This is a genomic window from Stenotrophomonas sp. PUT21 (assembly GCF_052232875.1).
Lineage (GTDB): Bacteria > Pseudomonadota > Gammaproteobacteria > Xanthomonadales > Xanthomonadaceae > Stenotrophomonas > Stenotrophomonas maltophilia_N.
The window spans coordinates 803,332-823,217 of sequence record NZ_CP197645.1; the positions used below are offsets into that span (position 1 = coordinate 803,332).

General features: G+C 65.6%; 15 protein-coding genes and 1 tRNA gene. 9 read left to right on the forward strand and 7 right to left on the reverse strand.

Annotated features, from left to right (window positions below; all coding sequences use genetic code 11):
• Positions 1–12 precede the first annotated feature (12 nt).
• The 6 genes from ACTT2I_RS03835 (at position 13) to ACTT2I_RS03860 (ending at position 8,344) form a co-directional block, all read left to right on the forward strand.
• Entirely contained in the window at positions 13–960 is a 948-nt protein-coding gene (locus ACTT2I_RS03835; RefSeq protein WP_088432138.1) for a bifunctional riboflavin kinase/FAD synthetase, read from the forward strand.
• Entirely contained in the window at positions 957–3,788 is a 2,832-nt protein-coding gene (ileS, locus tag ACTT2I_RS03840) for an isoleucine--tRNA ligase (protein ID WP_421100610.1), read from the forward strand. Before ACTT2I_RS03835 ends, ileS begins: the two co-directional genes overlap by 4 nt.
• Positions 3,788–4,294, forward strand: a complete 507-nt coding sequence (lspA, locus tag ACTT2I_RS03845; RefSeq protein WP_088432140.1) for a signal peptidase II — start codon at positions 3,788–3,790, stop codon at positions 4,292–4,294. Before ileS ends, lspA begins: the two co-directional genes overlap by 1 nt.
• A 53-nt stretch (positions 4,295–4,347) precedes the next feature.
• A complete protein-coding gene (gene ispH, locus ACTT2I_RS03850; protein WP_293984817.1) occupies positions 4,348–5,298 on the forward strand; it encodes a 4-hydroxy-3-methylbut-2-enyl diphosphate reductase in 951 nt (316 codons plus the stop codon).
• A 197-nt stretch (positions 5,299–5,495) separates the two neighbouring features.
• Positions 5,496–6,323 (forward strand): hypothetical protein, encoded by an 828-nt coding sequence (locus ACTT2I_RS03855; protein ID WP_088432142.1) that lies wholly within the window; start codon positions 5,496–5,498, stop codon positions 6,321–6,323.
• A 140-nt stretch (positions 6,324–6,463) separates the two neighbouring features.
• On the forward strand, positions 6,464–8,344 hold the full coding sequence (locus ACTT2I_RS03860) for a M61 family metallopeptidase (protein WP_421100609.1): 1,881 nt from the start codon (positions 6,464–6,466) through the stop codon (positions 8,342–8,344).
• A 245-nt stretch (positions 8,345–8,589) separates the two neighbouring features.
• Here ACTT2I_RS03860 and ACTT2I_RS03865 read toward each other — a convergent pair whose 3' ends face one another.
• Positions 8,590–9,210, reverse strand: a complete 621-nt coding sequence (locus ACTT2I_RS03865) for a hypothetical protein (RefSeq protein ID WP_088432144.1) — start codon at positions 9,208–9,210, stop codon at positions 8,590–8,592.
• Positions 9,211–9,492: 282 nt separating this feature from the next.
• On the reverse strand, positions 9,493–11,115 hold the full coding sequence (treA, locus tag ACTT2I_RS03870; protein ID WP_421100608.1) for an alpha,alpha-trehalase TreA: 1,623 nt from the start codon (positions 11,113–11,115) through the stop codon (positions 9,493–9,495).
• A 162-nt stretch (positions 11,116–11,277) separates the two neighbouring features.
• Between treA and ACTT2I_RS03875 the strand changes: the two genes are divergently transcribed.
• A tRNA-Thr gene (locus ACTT2I_RS03875) sits at positions 11,278–11,353 on the forward strand.
• Between the two features lie 63 nt (positions 11,354–11,416).
• On the opposite strand, the gene ACTT2I_RS03880 is transcribed toward ACTT2I_RS03875, so the two are convergent.
• The 5 genes from ACTT2I_RS03880 to ACTT2I_RS03900 all read right to left on the reverse strand — a co-directional run bounded on the left by ACTT2I_RS03880 (position 11,417) and on the right by ACTT2I_RS03900 (position 18,552).
• Entirely contained in the window at positions 11,417–14,494 is a 3,078-nt protein-coding gene (locus ACTT2I_RS03880; protein WP_421100547.1) for an efflux RND transporter permease subunit, read from the reverse strand.
• The gene (locus tag ACTT2I_RS03885) at positions 14,491–15,591 is read right to left on the reverse strand and encodes an efflux RND transporter periplasmic adaptor subunit (RefSeq protein ID WP_421100546.1); all 1,101 of its coding nucleotides are present in this window, start codon (positions 15,589–15,591) and stop codon (positions 14,491–14,493) included. The genes ACTT2I_RS03880 and ACTT2I_RS03885 overlap by 4 nt, the downstream gene beginning before the upstream one ends.
• Before the next feature lie 49 nt (positions 15,592–15,640).
• On the reverse strand, positions 15,641–16,273 hold the full coding sequence (locus ACTT2I_RS03890) for a TetR/AcrR family transcriptional regulator C-terminal domain-containing protein (RefSeq protein WP_421100545.1): 633 nt from the start codon (positions 16,271–16,273) through the stop codon (positions 15,641–15,643).
• A gap of 144 nt (positions 16,274–16,417) precedes the next feature.
• On the reverse strand, positions 16,418–17,749 hold the full coding sequence (locus ACTT2I_RS03895) for a GGDEF domain-containing protein (protein ID WP_421100544.1): 1,332 nt from the start codon (positions 17,747–17,749) through the stop codon (positions 16,418–16,420).
• Complete coding sequence (locus tag ACTT2I_RS03900; protein WP_088432150.1) at positions 17,746–18,552, reverse strand: alpha/beta fold hydrolase; 807 nt, start codon at positions 18,550–18,552, stop codon at positions 17,746–17,748. Before ACTT2I_RS03900 ends, ACTT2I_RS03895 begins: the two co-directional genes overlap by 4 nt.
• A gap of 34 nt (positions 18,553–18,586) precedes the next feature.
• Between ACTT2I_RS03900 and ACTT2I_RS03905 the strand changes: the two genes are divergently transcribed.
• Both ACTT2I_RS03905 and ACTT2I_RS03910 read left to right on the forward strand, forming a co-directional pair.
• Positions 18,587–18,754: a hypothetical protein gene (locus ACTT2I_RS03905; protein ID WP_172407454.1), complete on the forward strand. Its 168-nt coding sequence runs from the start codon at positions 18,587–18,589 to the stop codon at positions 18,752–18,754.
• A gap of 124 nt (positions 18,755–18,878) precedes the next feature.
• Entirely contained in the window at positions 18,879–19,763 is an 885-nt protein-coding gene (locus ACTT2I_RS03910; RefSeq protein WP_143592015.1) for a hypothetical protein, read from the forward strand.
• The last annotated feature ends 123 nt before the right edge of the window (positions 19,764–19,886 follow it).

Below are 19,886 nucleotides of genomic sequence, written 5' to 3' on the forward strand. Positions count from 1 at the left end.
CATTCCACGTAGATGAGCAGGCTGTTTAGAAGCGTCGAAGGCGGGCAGTTGTTCCCGCACGGAAGCGTGGTCTGCATCGGCGCATTCGACGGCCTGCACCTGGGTCATCGTGCGTTGGTGCGCCACGCCGTTTCGCGCGCGCGCGCGCTGGGCGTGGCCGCCGTGGCGGTGGCCTTCGAGCCGCTGCCGCGCGAGTACTTCGCCCAGGGCGAGCCGCCGCCGCGGTTGACCCTGGCCCGTGACAAGGTCGCGATGCTGCGCGAACTCGGCGTGGATGCGATCGGCCTGCTGCGCTTCGATGCGCGCATGGCCGCGATGCAGGCCGAGGAATTCGTCGAGCAGTTGCTGGTGCAGCGCCTGAGCGCGCGTGAAGTGTGGATCGGGCCGGAGTTCTGCTTCGGCAACCGGCGCAAGGGCGATCTGGCCCTGCTGCAGGCGATGGGCCGCGAGCGTGGCTTCAGTGCGGGCGAGATCGAGCCGGTGGATCTGCACGGTGAGCGCATCTCCAGCACCCGCATCCGCCAGCTGCTGCGCGCCGGTGATTTCCGTCATGCCGGCGATCTGCTGGGCAGGCCGTATACGATTGGGGGCAGGGTAGTGCGCGGCCGCCAGTTGGGCCGTACGCTGGGCTTCCCGACGGCCAACCTGCGCTTCCCGAAGACGCCGGCGCTGTCGGGGATCTACGCCACCTGGGTCCACGGTGTGTTCGACCAGCCGTGGCCGTCGGTCTCCAGCTTCGGTACGCGCCCCACCGTGGATGGCGTGGAGCCGCTGCTGGAAGCGCACCTGTTTGATTTCCAGGGCGACCTGTACGGTCGCCACATCGATGTCGAATTCGTCGCCAAGTTGCGCGACGAAGAAAAGTTCCACGATCTGGCCGCGTTGACCGACCAGATGCACCGTGACGCCGAACAGGCCCGTCACATCCTTTCCGAACACAGATTGCGAGCCACTGCGTGAGCCAGGACTACAAAGCCACCCTTCATCTGCCGGCAACCGAATTCCCCATGCGCGGCGACCTGCCCAAGCGCGAACCGGGCATTCTGTCGCGCTGGGAGGACGAGGGCCTTTACGCCCGCCTGCGCGACAACGCGCACGGCCGCCCGCTGTTCGTGCTGCACGACGGCCCGCCTTACGCCAATGGCCAGATCCACCTGGGCCACGCGGTCAACAAGATCCTCAAGGACATCATCGTCAAGTCGCGCTACCTGGCCGGCTTCGATGCGCCCTACGTGCCGGGCTGGGATTGCCATGGCCTGCCGATCGAGATCGCGGTCGAAAAGAAGTGGGGCAAGGTCGGCGTCAAGCTTGATGCGGTCGCGTTCCGCCAGAAGTGCCGCGAGTTCGCCGAAGAGCAGATCGAGCTGCAGCGCCGCGACTTCAAGCGCCTGGGCGTGATCGGCGATTGGGACAACCCGTACAAGACGCTGAGCTTCGATTTCGAAGCCAACGAGATCCGCGCGCTCTCCAAGGTGTTCGCCAACGGTCACATCGTGCGCGGCGCCAAGCCGGTGCACTGGTGCTTCGACTGTGGCTCGGCGCTGGCCGAGGCCGAGATCGAATACCAGGACAAGACCTCGCCGGCGATCGACGTGGCGTACGTGTCGCGCGATTCGCAGCAGCTGGCCGCGCGCTTCGGCGCAACGCTGCCGGCCGATGCAGACGTTGCCGTGCCGATCTGGACCACCACCCCGTGGACGCTGCCGGCCTCGCTGGCGGTGTCGCTCGGCGCGGAGATCGAGTACGTGCTGGCCGAAGGCCCGGCCCACCACGGCAAGCGCCGTTGGCTGGTGCTGGCCGCCGCGCTGGCCGAGCGTTCGCTGCAGCGCTACGGCGTTGAAGGTCTGGTCGTGCACGGCCGTGCCACCGGCGCCGCGCTGGAAAACCTGCTGCTGGCCCATCCGTTCTACCCGCAGCGCGACATCCCGCTGCTAAACGGCGAGCACGTCTCCGACGAAGACGGTACCGGTGCGGTGCATACCGCCCCGGGCCACGGCCAGGAGGACTTCGTGGTCAGCCAGCAGTACGGGCTGATGGAGAAGTACAACGCCGGCCAGATCAACCCGGTCGACGGCCGTGGCGTGTACCTGTCCTCGACCCCGCCGGCCGGCGATGTCGAGCTGGCGGGCGTGCACCTGTGGAAGGCGCAGCCGCTGATCGTCGATGTGCTGCGTGCGTCCGGTGCGCTGCTGGCCTTCGTTGAGATCGTGCACAGCTACCCGCATTGCTGGCGCCACAAGACCCCGGTGGTGTTCCGTGCCACTCCGCAGTGGTTCATCTCGATGGACAAGGCCAACCTGCGCCGCGATGCGATGGCCGCGATCGACAACGTCGGCTGGTTCCCGAGCTGGGGCAAGGCGCGCATCGGCTCGATGGTCGATGGCCGTCCGGACTGGTGCATCAGCCGCCAGCGCACCTGGGGCGTCCCGATCGCGCTGTTCACCCATCGCGAAACCGGTGAGCCGCACCCGCGCACCGTCGAGCTGATGCAGCAGGTCGCCGACCGCGTGCAGGCCGAAGGCATCGACGTGTGGTACTCGCTGGACAGCGCCGAGCTGCTGGGCGATGAAGCGCCGCAGTACGAGAAGGTCACCGACATCCTCGATGTCTGGTTCGACTCGGGTGTGACCCATGAAGGCGTGCTGCTGGCGCGTGGCTTCGGCAAGCCGGCCGATCTGTACCTGGAAGGCTCGGACCAGCACCGCGGCTGGTTCCAGTCCTCGCTGCTGACTGGCGTGGCCATCGACAAGCAGGCCCCGTACAAGCAGTGCCTCACCCACGGCTTCACCGTGGATGAGAAGGGCCGCAAGATGTCCAAGTCGCTGGGCAACGGCATCGAGCCGCAGGACATCATGAAGACCCTGGGCGCGGACATCCTGCGCCTGTGGATCGCCTCGGCCGACTACAGCAATGAAATGTCGCTGTCGCAGGAAATCCTCAAGCGCAACGCGGATGCCTACCGGCGCCTGCGCAATACCGCGCGCTTCCTGCTCGGCAACCTGGACGGCTTCGACCCGGCCCAGCATCGGGTGGCCCCGGCCGACATGGTCGCGCTGGACCGCTGGATCGTGCATCGCGCCTTCGAGGTGCAGGAGAAGATCAAGGCGGCGTACACCGGCTACAACATGGCCGAGATCGTGCAGCTGCTGCTGAACTTCTGCAGCGTGGATCTGGGCTCGGTGTATCTGGATGTCACCAAGGACCGCCTGTACACCATGCCGGTGGACTCGCGCGGCCGCCGCTCGGCGCAGACCGCGATGTACCACATCGCCGAGGCGTTCACGCGCTGGATCGCCCCGATCCTGAGCTTCACCGCCGACGAGCTGTGGGGCTACCTGCCGGGCGAGCGCAAGGAGAACGTGCTGTTCGCCACGTGGTACGAGGGTCTGGCGCCGTTGCCGGCCGACGCACCACTCAACGCGGCCGATTTCGACCAGCTGCTGGCCCTGCGCGAGCAGGTCGCCAAGGTGCTCGAGCCGATGCGCGCCAACGGTGCGATCGGTGCGGCGCTGGAAGCGGAGATCACCGTCGCCGCCAACGAGGAGACCGCCTCGCGCTGGCAGCCGCTGGCCGAGGAGCTGCGCTTCCTGCTGATCAGCGGTGACGTGCAGGTGCGCCCGGCGACCACCGACGAGGTGTTCGTCAGCGCCCAGCGGACCGGAAAACAGAAGTGCGTGCGCTGCTGGCATTACCGCGCCGATGTCGGCTCGGTCGCTGCGCATCCGGAACTGTGCGGCCGCTGCGTGACCAACATCGACGGGGCCGGCGAAGACCGGCGGTGGTTCTGATGGCCGCCGCCCGTCCGCGTCCGAACGCGCTGATCTGGCTGCTGCTGTCGGCGGCGATCATCATCGCCGACCAGTGGAGCAAGGCCTGGGTGCTGTCCAGCCTGCCCGAGTACGAGCCGGTGGTGGTCATCGAGGGCTTCTGGAACTGGTACCGCACCTACAACACCGGTGCCGCATTCAGCTTCCTGAGCGATGCCGGTGGCTGGCAGCTGTGGTTCTTCACCGCACTGGCGGTGGGCATCAGCGGCCTGATGGCCTACTGGATGTGGGGCACCGCGCGCGGTGCCTGGCGCAGCGCCGTGCCTTACGCGCTGGTGATCGGCGGGGCGATCGGCAACGTGATCGACCGCCTCATGCACGGTCATGTGGTCGACTTCATCCAGTGGCATATCGGGGACCATTACTGGCCCTCGTTCAACATCGCCGATTCGGCGATCGTGCTGGGCGCGGTGGGTATCGCCCTGTTCGGCCTGTTCGACGGCAAGGCTGCCAAAAAAGCGGGATAATTCCCTCCTGTATCCGTAACAACCCGGCTCACGCCGGCCGGAGTATCTGACCGATGGATGTGTTGCTCGCCAATCCGCGTGGTTTCTGTGCCGGTGTCGATCGTGCGATCGAGATCGTCAAGCGCGCGATCGAGACCCTGGGTGCGCCGATCTACGTGCGCCACGAGGTAGTGCACAACCGGTTCGTGGTCGATGACCTCAAGGCCCGCGGCGCGATCTTCGTCGAAGAACTCGACGAAGTGCCGGACGACAACACGGTGATCTTCAGCGCCCACGGCGTGTCCCAGGCCGTGCGCCAGGAAGCCGACCGCCGCGGCCTGAAGGTGTTCGACGCGACCTGCCCGCTGGTCACCAAGGTGCACCTGGAAGTGGCCCGGCACTGCCGCGCCGGCCGCGACGTGGTGCTGATCGGCCACGCAGGCCACCCGGAAGTGGAAGGCACGATGGGCCAGTGGAGCCGCGAGCGCGGTACTGGCCAGATCTACCTGGTGGAGGATGTGGACGACGTCGCTACGCTGGTCATCGACCAGCCGGAGAACTTCGCCTACACCACCCAGACTACGCTCTCGGTGGATGACACCCGCGGCATCATCGAAGCGCTGCGCACCCGCTTCCCGGCGATGCAGGGCCCGAAGAACGATGACATCTGCTACGCCACGCAGAACCGCCAGGACGCTGTGCGCGACCTGGCCAAGCGTTGCGATCTGGTGCTGGTGGTCGGCTCGCCGAACAGCTCCAACTCCAACCGCCTGAGTGAACTGGCGCGCCGTGATGGCGTGGAGTCCTACCTGATCGACGGTGCCGACGAGATCGATCCGGCATGGGTCGCCGGCAAGAAGCACATCGGCCTGACCGCCGGTGCCTCGGCCCCGCAGGTGCTGGTGGATGGCGTGATCGCGCGGCTGAAGGAACTCGGTGCCACCGGGGTCGGCGAACTGGAGGGCGAGCCGGAATCGATGGTGTTCGCGCTGCCGAAGGAACTGCGGCTGCGGTTGGTCGACTGACGCTGCACCGCGGCTGCTTGCTGCACGATCCTTGCTGCCAGCCTATGGCGGCATCTCTGGCCGCTTGGCATCCTGAAGAACGGCACTTGACGGTGTTGCTCGCTCCCCTTGAGCATCCTCTGCGACGCAGCGTGTACCGCATGGCGTTGCAAGGAGCGGCTGTGCCGCGATGGATCGAGCCACACAAGGAGTGAAGGATGAGCAAGCAAGCCGTACCGGCGAATGGGCCGATGGCAATGAACGGTGCCCTCCATGAGGGCATCGCCCAGGACGATGCCGCGGCCCGTCTGGTGGATCAACTGCATGCCCAGAATCGCCTGTTGAAACTGGTGTTGGGCGGCGTGCTGACCGTAGGTGGGGCGCTGGTATTGATGGGCGCACGCACGCCACCGTCGCGCGTCGCGTTCGACGAGATCGATGTGGCGAAAATCAACATTGTCGGCGCCGATGGTGCCAGATCCATGGTCATCGCAGCACGCGGACTGCTGCCCGAGCCGATCATTGATGGGAAAAAAGTCCACAGCAGCCGTAGTGCCATGCCAGGCATGTTGTTCTACAACGGTGTAGGCGATGAAGTGGGCGGATTGATCTACGACGGCAAGCTGGATGACAAGGGCAAGCCCAGCGGTGGCGTCCACCTGTCAATGGACCGCTTCGGCGGCGACCAGCAGCTGGCCGTGCATCATTACGAGTCCAACGGGCACATGGAGACCGGGCTGTCGGTCTACGATCGCGGATTGCACAAGGCGTATGACGCGCTCTACCAGCAGTACAAGGATGCACCGGCCGGGCCGGAGAAGCAGGCCCTTCGCCAGAAGTGGAAAGAGGCCGGCGGCGAGCAGACGCAGCGCCTGTTCGTTGGACGCACCCGCGGGGATTCCTCGGCGCTGATCCTGGCCGATGCCGCGGGTCGGCCACGCATCATGATGACGGTCAGCCCCAGCGGTGAACCGTCGCTTGCGTTCATGGATGACAAGGGCAACGTCACCCAACAGCTCCCGCAGGTGGCAGGCACCACGCCGTAAAACGAGGCAGAGCGCAGGCCAAGTGGCGCACGGCCTGCGCTTTGCCTGTTGTGGCTGCTTTCCCCTGCATTACCTTTGGCCATGGGGCAGGGCGGTAACAGAGGACTAGGATCGAGGCTTCCCCTGCTGGAGCCTGCCTGATGAAGATGCGTGCCATTGCCCTGTCCGTGTTGCTGGCCGTGTCCGCCACCGGCGTGCAGGCGCAGACACCGCCGCCGCAGGACGTGGCGTTCCCGGGCCTGCTGCGCATCGACGTGGACGCGCGCGACATCGGCCGACGCATCTTCAAGGTCAAGGCCACGGTGCCGGCCAAACCCGGCCCGCTGACCCTGCTGTACCCGCAGTGGCTGCCCGGGGCGCACTCGCCGAGTGGCCCGATCGACAAGCTCGCCGGCCTGGTTGTCACCGCCAATGGCAAGCCACTGCAGTGGACGCGCGATCAGTACGACGTCTATGCCTTCACCGTGGACGTGCCGCAGGGCGCCAGCGAAGTGGTGGCCGAGTTCAAGTTCCTGTCCTCGCAGGGCAACCAGGGCCGCGTGGTGATGACCCCGGACATGCTCAACCTGCAGTGGAATGCCAATTCGCTGTACCCGGCCGGGGTGATCACGCGCAACATCCAGGCGCAGGCCACCGTCACGCTTCCGCCGGGCTGGTCGTACGCCACCGCGCTGGATACCGAGCGCCGCGAAGGCGACACCGTGGTGTTCAAGCCGATCAGCTACGACCATCTGGTCGACTCGCCGCTGTTCGCCGGCCGCCACTTCCAGCGCTTCGATCTGGACCCCGGTGCGAAGGTACCGGTGCATCTGAATGTCTTCGCCGATGAGGCCACATCGCTGGCGGCCAAGCCCGAGCAGATCCAGGCGCATCGCGCGCTGGTACAGCAGATGTACAAGCTCTACGGCGCACGCCACTTCGACCGCTACGAGTTCCTGCTTGCGCTGACCGACAAGCTTGGCGGTATCGGCCTGGAGCACCAGCGCTCCAGCGAGAACAGCGGCGACACCGGCTACTTCACCGAGTGGGACAAGACCTGGCTGGGCCGCGATCTGCTGCCACACGAGTTCAATCACTCCTGGAACGGCAAGTACCGTCGTGGCGCCGATCTGACCACGGCCAACTTCAACGTGCCGATGGGCGACAGCCTGCTGTGGCTGTACGAAGGCCAGACCCAGTTCTGGGGCCAGGTGCTGGCCGCGCGCTCCGGCCTGTGGAGCCCGCAACAGACGCGCGATGTACTGGCCAATGTGGCGGGTACCTATGATCGCGGTCGCCCCGGCCTGGCCTGGCGCAACCTGCAGGACACCACCAACGACCCGACCATCGCCCAGCGCCGCGCCCTGGCGTTCCGCAACTATCAGATGAGCGAGGACTACTACTCCGGCGGCCAGATGGTGTGGCTGGAGGTGGACGGCAAGCTGCGCGCGCTGACCGGCAACAAGCGCGGCCTGGACGACTTCGCCAAAGCGTTCTTCGGCATGAACGACGGTGACTGGAACGTCCATCCGTACACCTTCGAGGAGGTGGTGAGCACGCTCAACGGTGTGGCGCCCTTCGACTGGGCCCGCTTCCTGCGCGAGCGCCTGGACGGGCACGGGCCGCTGACCGGCGGCCTGGAAGCGGCGGGCTGGAAACTGGTCTACACCGATACGCCGAACGCGGCCTTCAAGGCGCAGGAAACCCGCGCCAAGAACAGCAACCTGCTGTACTCCATCGGCCTGTCGGTCAGCGAGACCGGCTACATCGGCGATGTGCTGTGGGACAGCCCGGCCTTCAATGCCGGCCTGATTCCCGGCATGAGCGTGGTGGCGCTCAATGGCCGCGTGTTCAAGGCAGAGCAGTTGAAGGAGGCGATCACCGCGGCCAAGACCGACAAGGCGCCGCTGACGCTGCTGGTGAAGAGCTTTGATCGCATCGATACGGTGACGCTGGAGTACCACGACGGGCTGAAGTACCCGTCGCTGGAGCGCATCGCAGGCAAGCCCGATCGCTTGGCGGAGCTGTGGAAAGCGCGGTGAGTGCGCTGGACCGTGATCGCTCGACACACGATGGGTCACGCCTCTGCAGCCAGTCCGGAGTGGACAGGGGGGCGTCTTCACCGTCGGGCGCGTTTATCCAGCAATGGACTTCAGTACAGGCTGAGACGTGCGCGGTTCTGGCAGATCGTCAAGCTACCGTCGCCCACCTGGCTCACCGAATCGAAGGACATGGCAATGCTGGAGCGGACGGGGAGGGCAGCAAGTCTGTCCTCCCTCCGTTACCATCATTCGTCGTCACCGTCTCCCAGCTCTGCTGCACCACTATCTTCCAGCTGCGCTGCAGTGGCGACCAATTGCCAGCGGGTATCCTTGACATTCCAAGGAAGGGCCTCCTGCTTTCTCAACAATCTGAATTCGCCGCCGCGGAATGCATAGGTGCGCAACTGCGTGAAGTGTCGAGTCCGGCCTCTGATCTCGAACTGGATGACGAATGCGATGAGTTGCCCATCGGACGTCCACTGGCGCTGGATGCTCTCCAGATTCGCATCATGGTGTCGAATGTCGCTATAGCCGACGTAGACGGACAGCGCCTCCGGATCGAGCTTCGAGGCATTGCTCAACTTCTGTATCTCATTGACGCGCGCTTCAAAGCGCGGTTGGATCCATTCCCACTCAACCTTGGCCCAGCTCCGACGTTTTGCGGTCTGGATGACTGCATCCGTTCGATTGCCCGTTTCAAAACAAGTGAAGTAGCCCAGCAGATCAGCAGCCTGCTTTATCACTGATGCAATGTGCGTCGTCCACACCGCCCGCCGCCCAAAATCGGTGTGCACGGGAGTGATTGGAAAGTCGCGGAACCACAGGGTATTGAAGAGACTGACGAGATCCCTCTCTCGACGATTCATTTGATGCTTCCTTTCATGGTTTGGGGATAAACAGAACTGGTAACGGCTCGGGCGCGAAAAACCTTAGCCTGCAGTAGTTTCTCTGTATCGAAGTGTGTGACGTCGGCGAAACGGCGCCAGATGTCCACGCAAGGATCCCATGTAGGTATCGCACACGTTGAGATGCGCTCAAGCAAGGAGCACCCGTGGATGCGGATGGGAATGTGCATCTGCTACAGCGCTCTCCAGCAGTGGGGCAGAGAGTGAACGTCGAAAAACGTACGCAGAACATAGGTGGCTAGCTCAGTCCTCGGCTGCCACATCCTGCGCGCTCTCGCAATTACGCTTCGGCGCACACAGCCGATCCAGCAGCGCCAACGTGACGCCGTTGCTCCAGCCGAACCCATCCTGCAGCGGGTATTCGCCGCCACCGCCGCCCGTGGCCGCGCCGTCGACCACATATTTCTCCACCAGCTTGCCCTCGCGCTCATACACGACCTGCACGGTGCGCAGGAAACGCACGCCGATCCGGCGGGCGAGGGTGTCCTGCCCATGGCGCTGCAGCCCGTCCACCGCGACCCACTGCAGCGGCGCCCAGCCATTGGGAGCATCCCATTGCTGGCCGGTTACCACGGTGGTGGTCAGCAGGCCGCCGTCGCGCAGCAACTGTGTCTCCACCGCCTGGGCGGTACGGCGCGCCTGCGCGCGATCCGCCACGTCCAGCCACAAGGGGAACAGCGCCGCCGCGGTCAGGGCAGGGCGGGTCTGGCCTCGCTCCAGATCGCGGTCGACGTACCAGCCGTGCTCGTCATCCCAGAGCTGCTGGTTGATGGCGTGCTGGCGCGCCTTCGCCACTCCGGTGAAGCTGCGTGAGGCGGTACGATCACCGGCCGCCCTGCTGGCGCGGGCCAAGGTCATCTCCAGATGGAACAGCAGGCTGTTCAGATCCACCGGCACGACCGCCGTGGTGTGGATGCTCGCCAATGCAGTCGGCTCTGCCAGCCAGCGCGAACTGAAATCCCAGCCCGACTCCGCGCCGGCGCGCAGGTCGCGATACACCTGCGAGGGCGCGCGCTGGGGCGCCTGCGCGGCGGTGGCCAGATCATCCATCCAGGACTCTGTGCGCGGCACGGCGCGGTCGTCCCAGTAGCGGTTGAGCAGCTGGCCATCCGCCAGCCGGACCACCCGCTCGCGCGCCTCGCCCGGTGCCAGCGTTTCCGCACCGCGCATCCAGAACGCATGCTCGATGCGCAGCTGTGGCAGGTAGCGGCGGTAGGCTGCATCGCCTTCATGCGTGGCGAGCAGGTCCACCATCAGACTGAAGAAGGGCGGCTGCGAGCGGCTCAGGTAGTAGCTGCGGTTGCCGTTGGGAATGTGGCCGTAGCTGTCGAGCTGGAACGCGAAGTTGTCGACCATGTCGCGCACCTGCTGCCAACGGCCACTGGAGGCCAGCCCAAGCAGGGTGAAGTAGCTGTCCCAGTAGTACACCTCGCGGAAGCGGCCGCCGGGCACCACGTAGGGCCTGGGCAGCGGCAGCAGCGAGCCGTTCGGATCCACGGCGCCGGTGGTGCGGGTCAGCACCGGCCACAGCCCCTCGATGTGCGCACGCAGCGTTTCCCCGGTTGGTGGCACATACGGTGGGGCGTCATTGGGTACCGCGAAGTGCTCGGTGACGAAACCGGCGAGGTCGAACCCGGGCTGCGTCCTGGCGCGCTGCCACTCGGTCAGGACGGTCGCCGCCGCCTGGCGGGGCACCGCATCGGCGAAGGTCTTCTGATCTTTGAACAGGTGCGCGCCCTGGACTTGCTGGAACAGGGGCTGCCACTGCTGGTCCGGCGGCGTCGGCACCGTGCCTTGTGCCTGCGCAGCGGCGCTCAACAACAGGGATGACAGCAGCAGGCCGGCCAGGCGGGGACAGGGGCGCATGGGATGCCTCCGGAAGTGGGGAACCCACTGTAGGGGCCGGCGCGTCAAGGGCTGGTGCGGCTGCAGCGGAGCGGACCGGGGCATTGGGGGGCGTGCCGTTCGACGGTGCGACGCGTCCCTGATTGACCAAAGCGGCCCGCACCCCCTAGAATTCACGACCTCGCCGGAATAGCTCAGTTGGTAGAGCGGCGCATTCGTAATGCGTAGGTCGTAGGTTCGATTCCTATTTCCGGCACCAGATACAGCAAAAAGCCCCGGCCTTGGCCGGGGCTTTTTGTTTGTGGCGGCGCTTTCTCTCACCTCACTCCGCACCACTCCCCACCGGGTGCGAAGCGCGGCGATGGAACTTGCGCGACATCCAGTTGCCGACGTCGTCCACCACGGTAAAGGCCGCCGGAATCACAATCAGGCTCAGCAGCGTGGAGGTGATCAAGCCACCGATGACGGCAATCGCCATCGGGGCCCGGAAACTGGAATCACCCGCAAAGCCCAGCGCGATCGGCATCATGCCTGCGCCCATCGCCAGGGTGGTCATGATGATCGGCTGTGCACGCTTGCGGCAGGCATCGATCAGCGCGTCGTGCTGGCTCATGCCGTGTTCGTCTTCGGCCATCACCGCGTAGTCCACCAGCAGGATGGAGTTCTTGGTGGCGATGCCGATCAGCATCAGCAGCCCGATCAGCGCCGGCAGCGAGAGCATGTTCTGGGTGATCAGCAGCGCACCGAACGCACCGCCGGCGCACAGCGGCACCGCGGCGAGGATGGTGATCGGCATCAGGGCATGGTTGAACAGTAGCAACAGCACCACGTAGATGCAGATCAACCCCGCCGCCATGGCCAGCATGAAACCGATGAACAGCTCGACGAACACTTCCGCATCGCCGGTGTTGAGGAAGGTCACGCCCGGCGGCAGCTGCTTGACGCCCGGCAGGGCCTGCACTTCGGTCATCACATCGCCCAGCGGGCGACCGTTGAGTTCGGCGGTGAGGGTCACGTTGCGCTGGCGCTGGTAGCGCGAGATCTGCGACGGGCCACTGCCTTGCTGGATGTCGGCGACGGCGGCCAGCGGCACCGGGCCATTGCGACCGGGCACGCGCAACTGGCTGATCAAGCCCGGGTTGGCCAGCGTGGCTTCGGCGAAGCCGACCCGGATCGGCACCTGGCGGTCGGGCAGGTTGAGCTTGGCCAGGCGCTGTTCGTAATCGCCAGCCGTGGCGATGCGGGCGGCTTCGGCGATATCGGCCGTTGCCACGCCGAGGTCAGCGGCGCGGGCGGCGTTGGGGATGATCTGGAGTTCCGGGCGCAGCAGCGAAGCCGTGGAGGTGACGCTGCCCAGGCCCTGGATGCCGCGCAGGTCGCGTTCCAGTGCGGTGGCGGCATCCTGCAGGCGCTGCGGGTCGTCACCGGAGAGCACCAGCTGCAGCAGGTTGCCCGGCTCGGAGCTGACGTAGCTGACGCGCACGCCGGGCAGGTCGGCCAGGCGCTCGCGCGCCTCCCGCTCCAGCACGCGCTGGTCGCGTTCGCGTTTGTCCGCACTGCCCCAGTCGAGCACCAGGGTGGCCTTGCGCGGTTCGCCGATGCCGGTCGCACCGGGGTCGCCCAGGTCCAACACGCTGCCGACGGCGGTGTAGACCTGCTTGAGTTCGGGCATGTCCCTGAGCAGGCCGCGCGCGCGTTCGGCGACGGCCACGGTCTCCTGCAGGCGGGTGCCCGGCGGCAGTTCGAGGTTGAGGTTGCTGCGGCCCAGATCGGACTGTGGAATGAAGGTAGCCGGGATGAACGGCACCAGCGCCAGTGAGGCCACGAACAGGCCGGTGGCGATCCACAGGGTGCGGCCGCGATGGCGCAGTGCGGCGTCCACCCAGCCCAGGTACCAGGTCATCAGCCGGGATTCCGGTTTCTCCTCGCCATGTGGTTTGAGCAGGTAGGCAGCCATCATGGGGGTGAGCAGGCGCGCCACCAGCAGCGAGAACAGCACGGCAGTGGCGGCGGTCCAGCCGAACTCGCGGAAGAACTTGCCGGCGATGCCGGGCATGAAGGCCACCGGCACGAACACCGCAGCCAGGGTCAGCGAGGTGGCGATCACCGCGTTGCCGATTTCACCCGCAGCTTCGCGCGCAGCTTCCAAGGGCGGCTTGCCCATGCGCAGGTGGCGCACGATGTTCTCGATCTCCACGATCGCATCGTCCACCAGGATGCCGACCACCACCGACAGCGCCAGCAGCGTGATGATGTTGAGGGTGAAACCGAAGAAGTACATCACCGCGAACGTCGGAATGATCGACAGCGGCAGCGCCAATGCGGACACCCAGGTCGCGCGCCAGTCGCGCAGGAACAACCACACCACCAGCAAGGCCAGCAGCGCGCCCTCCCAGAGCATGGTCATCGAGGAATCGTAGGAGCGGTGGGTCTCGTCGATCGCTGTGGTGACCAGGCGGAAGTCGATGCCGGGATGCTCGGCCTTGATCTTGTCCAGCGCGTCATGCACGCCGGCTTCCACCTTGACCTCGCTGGAGCCGCGCGTGCGCGACATCGAGAACGCCACCACACCCTTGCCGTCCAGCAGGGCGGCCTCGGTGGGGTCAGCGGCGGCATCGGTGATGGTGGCCAGCGTGGAGAGCCGCACCGCGCGCCCGTCTGGCAGGGCGATGGAGTAGTCGCGCAACGCCTGCGCGTCACCGACGGTGCCCAGCGTGCGGATGGTCTGCTGCGCGCCCTCGACCTCGGTCTTGCCGCCGGCACGCTCGACCTGGATGCGGGCCAGCTGTTGGGAAACATCGCCGGCGGTGATGCCCATCGCGATCAGGGCATTGGGATCCAGGTCCACCCGCACCTGGCGCTGCACGCCGCCCACGCGGGTGACGCGCGCGACACCGGGTACGCCATACATCGCACGCGAGATGTCGCGGTCGACGAACCAGCTGGCCTCATCGGTGGTCATGTGCGGGGCGACCAGCGCATAGGTCATCAGCGAACCGCCGATATCGACCTTGGAGATGACCGGCTCCTGGATGTCCTGCGGCAGGTCGGTGCGGATGCGGGTGACCGCGTCGCGCGTGTCGTCCAGCGCGGTGGCCAGATCGGCCTCCAGCTGGAACTCGATGGTGGTGGTGCTGACGCCTTCGCTGACCGAGGACATCACGCGCTTGACGTTGTTGACGGTCGCCACCGAGTCCTCGACCTTGCGGGTCACCTCGGCTTCCAGCTGGCTGGGCGATGCGCCCGGCTGGGTGACGGTGACCGTGGTCATCGGGAAGGCGATATCGGGGAAGCGCGCCACCGGCAGCTGATGGAAGCCCCACAGGCCCGCCACGCACAGCACGAAGAAGATCAGCAGGGCAGGCAGGGGGCGCTTGATCGCCCAGGCAGAGATGTTCATCGTGCGGCGGCCTTGGTCGCGGCCACTACGCGCACGCGGTCGCCCTCACCGAGGAAGCCGGCGCCATCCACCACCACCTGGTCGCCCGCCTTCAGCCCGTCAAGGATCGCGGTGCGGCCCGTGACGGCCTGCCCGGTGCTGACGCGGTGGCGGGTGGCCTGCTGCTTGTCGTTCACGGTGAACACGTAGTTGTGGCCGTCGCGCTGCACGATCGCCGCGGTCGGGATGGTCAGCACCGGGCCGTCGCCGGTGACGATGCGGCCATCCACATAGATGCCCTGCTTGAGCGGGCCGGGCGCGGGCAGGTCGGCGTAGATCGTGCCGGTGCGGGTCTGCCCATCGACACCCGGGGTGACCGCGCGGATGCGGCCGCTGACCACCTGGCCGGCGTATGGCAGCTCCACGGTATTGCCGACGGCCACGTCGGCCAGCTGGTTTTCCGGCAGCTCCGCGCGCCATTCCAGGCGGCCATCGCGGATCAAGCGCAGCAGCTCGGTACCAGCGGACACCACTTGGCCCGGCTGCACCAGGCGCTTGGAAATCAGGCCATCGGCAGGCGCGCGCAGGTCGGCGAAGTCGCGGCGCAGTTTGGCGGCGTCGCGCGCGGCCCGTGCGGTGGAGGTCTGCGCTTCGGCATTGATGCGTGAGGCGCGCAGTTCATCCAGGCTGCTTTCGCTGATCAGTTGCTGGGCGGCCAGCTTGGCGCTGCGCTCGTAGTTCATGCGGGCCAGTTCCTGCGAGGCCTGCGCCTGCCGCAGCGAGGCATCGGCCTGCGCCAGTTCGCTGTCCAGGGTGCGATGGTCTACCTGCAGCAGCACCTGGCCCTGCTTGACCCATTGCCCCACGTCCACCAGCAACGCGGTCACGCGCTGGCCGCTGATTTCCACGCCAAGCTGCATCTCCTCGTAGGCGGTCACCGGCCCGGAGACCAGCACCGTGCGCGCCATGGTCTGCTGCTGCGCCGGCGCCAGTGAGACCGGCAGCGCCGAGCTGGCGGCCGCGGCGTCGGCCGTGGCCTTGTCGTCCTTGCCGCTACACGCGGACAGCAGCGCGACAGCCAGGATCAGGGAGAAACTGCGGAGGTAGGGTGCGCGCATCGAGGGGCTTTCCGGTCGGAACAGCGGGAAAAAGAAAGGCATCGGGATATCAGGATTCGCGGGACAGGCGGAGTTCGATGCCATCGAGCATCAGGCCCAGCCCCTGCTCGAAGCGGGCGTCGAAATCGACCTCGCTCCATACATCACGGGCCTGCCAGCAATGGGGAAAACGTGACTCGGCCAGCGCCATGAACGCCTCACCCAGCGCCTCCATGCTGCCGTCGCCGGGCCAGGACTGCTCCTCGATGACGAAGCCCATCGTGTAATACACCAGGTCCATCGCGGCGGTCGCGGCAAAGCGTGCTGGCGCGCCGGCGCCCATCAGCGCGGCGATGCTGGCTTCACCCACCCGCAGCACGTTCTCGGTGGCCAGGAAGGTGCCGGCATAGACCCGCGCGCCGTCGCGGCGGGCCTTGAAGGCCAGGCGGAATTCGCGCCCGATCTGCAGCAGCGTTTGCCGCCACGGCTGCCCGTCGGGAATCACCCGGGCGACATCGCCGATCATGGCGTCGGCCATGGCATCGATCAGCGCCTGCTTGCTCTTGAAGTGCCAATACAGCGACGGCGCCCGGATACCCAGCGAGCAGGCCACCTTGCGCAGGGTAATGCCCTCCAGACCGTCCTCGTCGAGGATCCGGAAAGCCGCCTCGACGATGTTTTCCCGCGCAATGGGTTGGCGCACTGTGCTCTGGCCTAACGTTGTTAGGGGGCGAATCTAACAGTGTTAGGCTGGCGCGGACAAGTGCCCGTGTGCGGGGCCGGATGGCCCCACGGGACGTGGCTGCCGGGTTCGGAGGCGCCGAAGGGCACCGGCCCCCCGGTTGGCTCAGAGGTCGATCAGGTCCGGCTGCAGGGCCGCCATCCGGACCCGGTTCCGCCCGCTGGTCTTGGCGTCATACAGCGCCTCGTCCGCACGGGAGATCAGCTCCTCCAGCAGCTTCTGGTCGCCGCCCGGCAGCGCCTCGCCGATCGCGCCGCCGACGCTCACGGAGACGGCAATGCGCTCACCATCCACGAGGATGGGTTCAGCCGCCACCGCGCTGCGCAGTCGCTCGGCGGCGGCGGGAATCTCATCCACGGCGGACGCCGCCAGCAGGGCGATGAACTCTTCGCCGCCGAAGCGGGCGAACAGATCGCGCTCCCGCAGCGCGTCGCGGCAGCGCTTGGCGACCACTTTGAGGACCTCATCGCCGACCGGATGGCCGTAGGTATCGTTGATCTTCTTGAAGTGATCCACGTCCACCATCAGCACCGCCACCGCGCGGCCGTTGGCTTCGCGCGCGGCGATGATCTGCGCCGAGCATTCTTCGAAGTGACGGCGATTGGGGACACCGGTCAAAGGATCGGAGGAGGCGAGGCGGCGCAGCTCGGCGGCCATCAGCAGATCGGCGGTGACATCGGTGAACAGCCAGATGCGCCCATGTGCCCCGTTGCCGCGCACCGGGTGGGTATCCACTTCGAAGGTGCGTTCGCCCAGGGTCCAGTGCTGCTTGGCGGCGAACTGGTCGTTGTTCATCTGGGCGCTGTAGGCCAGCTCAAGTTCGGCGTGGTTGTCGCAGCGTTGGCGCAGGGCGCGCATCGGGCCGGCCAGGTCCGCTGCCCGATGATTGCCCGCTGTGCAGCCCAGCAGTTCCGCAGCATGCTCGTTGACGGCGGCGCCAACGCCATCGCCGTCGATCAGGACGATACCCGCCGGCACGCTTTCAAACAGATCCAGAAACTGATTGCGGACGATCGCGCCGCGCGTGGCCTCCCGACGTGCGGATAGCAGCCGCGCCACGCTCGTGGCCAGCAGCGGCACCTGCGCCGTCAACGCAGCGGGGGCAGGTGCGCTTCGCCAGAGCAGCAGCAGGCCGCTCAGCGGCGCACCATGCGAGGGGGCCGGAACGTACAGCAGGTGGGTGGGGAGGCCTTCCAGGGCATGGATGATCGCCGTGGGCAGGAACCCGGCCGCGTCCATGGCCACACCGTTCCAGTGGCATTCGAGGAGGCCGCTGCGGGCCAGGTTGAAACTCGACGAGGGCAGCGCCGGGGCCGCAGCAGCCCAGGTCGCCCTGCCACCGGCGTCCACTTCCACCGCCATGACCAGGTCGGCGTGGGCGGCGAGGCGGGCGAACTGGCACAGCGCGGCGAGCGCTTCACTGTCGGAGGTCGTCACCGCGCGCTGCCTGCCAGTCGCTGTTGGAGGATGCGCATGACGTCATCCGGCGCGGTCATGTGCGGCAAGTGGCCGGAGGCATCGATCACATCCAGGGTCGCGCCGTCGATCGCGTTGGCCAGCCAGTGGCCGACCGCCACCGGTACCGCCACGTCGTGGGCGGTCTGGATGAGGTGGGCCGGCGTGGAAACCCGCGCGGCCAGGCTGCGCAGATCGGAGGTGAATATCGTGCGCGAGGTATTGAGTGCGATATCCGGGCGCATCTGGAACAGGGTATTGGAGAAATCGGCGACCACCGCGCTGTCGTCCACGCCGACGACCATCGGGGCGAAGCCGGCGATCCAGGCTTGGTAGTTCGCCCGCATGCTCTCGAACAGCTGCTCCAGGTCCTGCGGTTTGAAGCCGCCGGTGTAGCCGTCATCGTCGAGATAGCGCGGCGACGCACCGATGATGACCAGGCGCTGGAACACCTCCGGCCGTGCAACAGCGGCGGCCGCGCCGATCATGCCGCTCATCGAATGGCCGATGTAGGTGCAGTCGCGAACGTCCAGCTCGTCGAGGAGGTCGAGCAGATCGTCGGCATACCCGAACAGCGAGCCATGTCGCTCGAAATCGTACGTCTGCGCACCGTGCGGGCCGCAGCCGGCCAGATCGAAGGAGATCACGTCATACCGTGATTCAAACCAGGGGCGCAGGGCATTCCATGCGCTCTGATCGGTACCAAAGCCGTGTGACAGGATCGCGACCGCCTTGCCCTCACCGCTGCGGCGACCGTTGAACCGTTCAAAACTTTCCACGCACATCCACCCATGGGGTCCTGCAAGGACCGAATACTAGGTGAGCCAAGCCATGCGGTCCAATTCTGTTGCAATGGCGATTGATTGGGTGGTGGATGGCATGCGGCAGATGGCGAGTTTCGCGAAGGCGCTGCCCTTCATGCATTCAGAAATTTCTATTTTCAGTTGGACAAAACTGTTCACTGAGGAAGGCCGCGATGTGCAATGAAGCTTGCTGAGGTGCCTATAGATAATTATTCATTCAATGCGCTGGATGGGGGAATGCACCCGTCCGGGTTGTTTGGTACATTCTATCCCGCCTCTAGGATCTGAGGTGCATAGGGAGAGTTGCGATGAGTATATGGATGTTTTTGATTCGTTGTTCTGTGTCTTTGGGGGCGGTGTTGATTGGGCTTGCAGTCTCGCCATGGGCGAGCGCGCAATCAACGACGCTTGATGTATGTGACAGCTGTAGTGCGTCGCAAATGCAGGATCGGGCTTGGCTCGACGCAAATGATGAAGCTGCTCCTTACTGGGGCGAGAAGTACTATGTCAATCGACATACCGGCGAAGTTCGGAAGTTTGAAGTGATGAAGGAGCCGCCTGCACCAGATGCGACGTGCACACCTTGGGTGACATGGGGTTGCAATAGCGCGGTGTTTGTATTTCCCATGCCGTTGGAGCAGGATTTCATTCAAGGTGGAATCGTAATCCAGCAGGCTTGGAATAGTGTCATCTACATAGATCCTGGTCCGGGTATCCCGCAGGGTGCTTACGAGTACGTTTCCCATCCGCAAGGTCGGGAGGCTGTTATGGCTCAGGCTCACTTCAAGGGCGCCGTAGCGCAGACAACTGCGCAAGTTCTACGCGGGTTGCTGGACAAGTACTTTCTTTCCATGCCGCCAAAGGTGGTCTCTATCACGCTGGTGCTGCCTGATGGATCGCGCGTTCGAGCGAACTACGATGTTGCGCTGGAGCGGTTAGTGCATGAAAAGGGGAGTGTTCGTGACCGCATCGGAAACTGGGTGCCAGAGACACCTGTCGACATCAGTGGGGGCGTAGGCCAGACGGTTCTTTACGACTTTACGGGCTATCCTTCGGACCTTGCAAAGTGGCAGCACTGGGTTCAGTCGTTGGGGGCAACGTTGAGCTCAAGTGGTTGGAGCTATCGTTGCACCCAAAGTGTTGAGAATAGTGAGGGGGAGCCAAATGTGAAGGTGGTCTGCACAGCGTACTGATGCAGATTGGCCTCGCGCACCATTCCTGATAATGCCGGGCTTGGTCCTAAGCCAAGCCCGGTTTTTCCAAAGTCAACTACTGCGCAAAGCACCTTACTCATCTCGCTCGGGTATGCCACACCG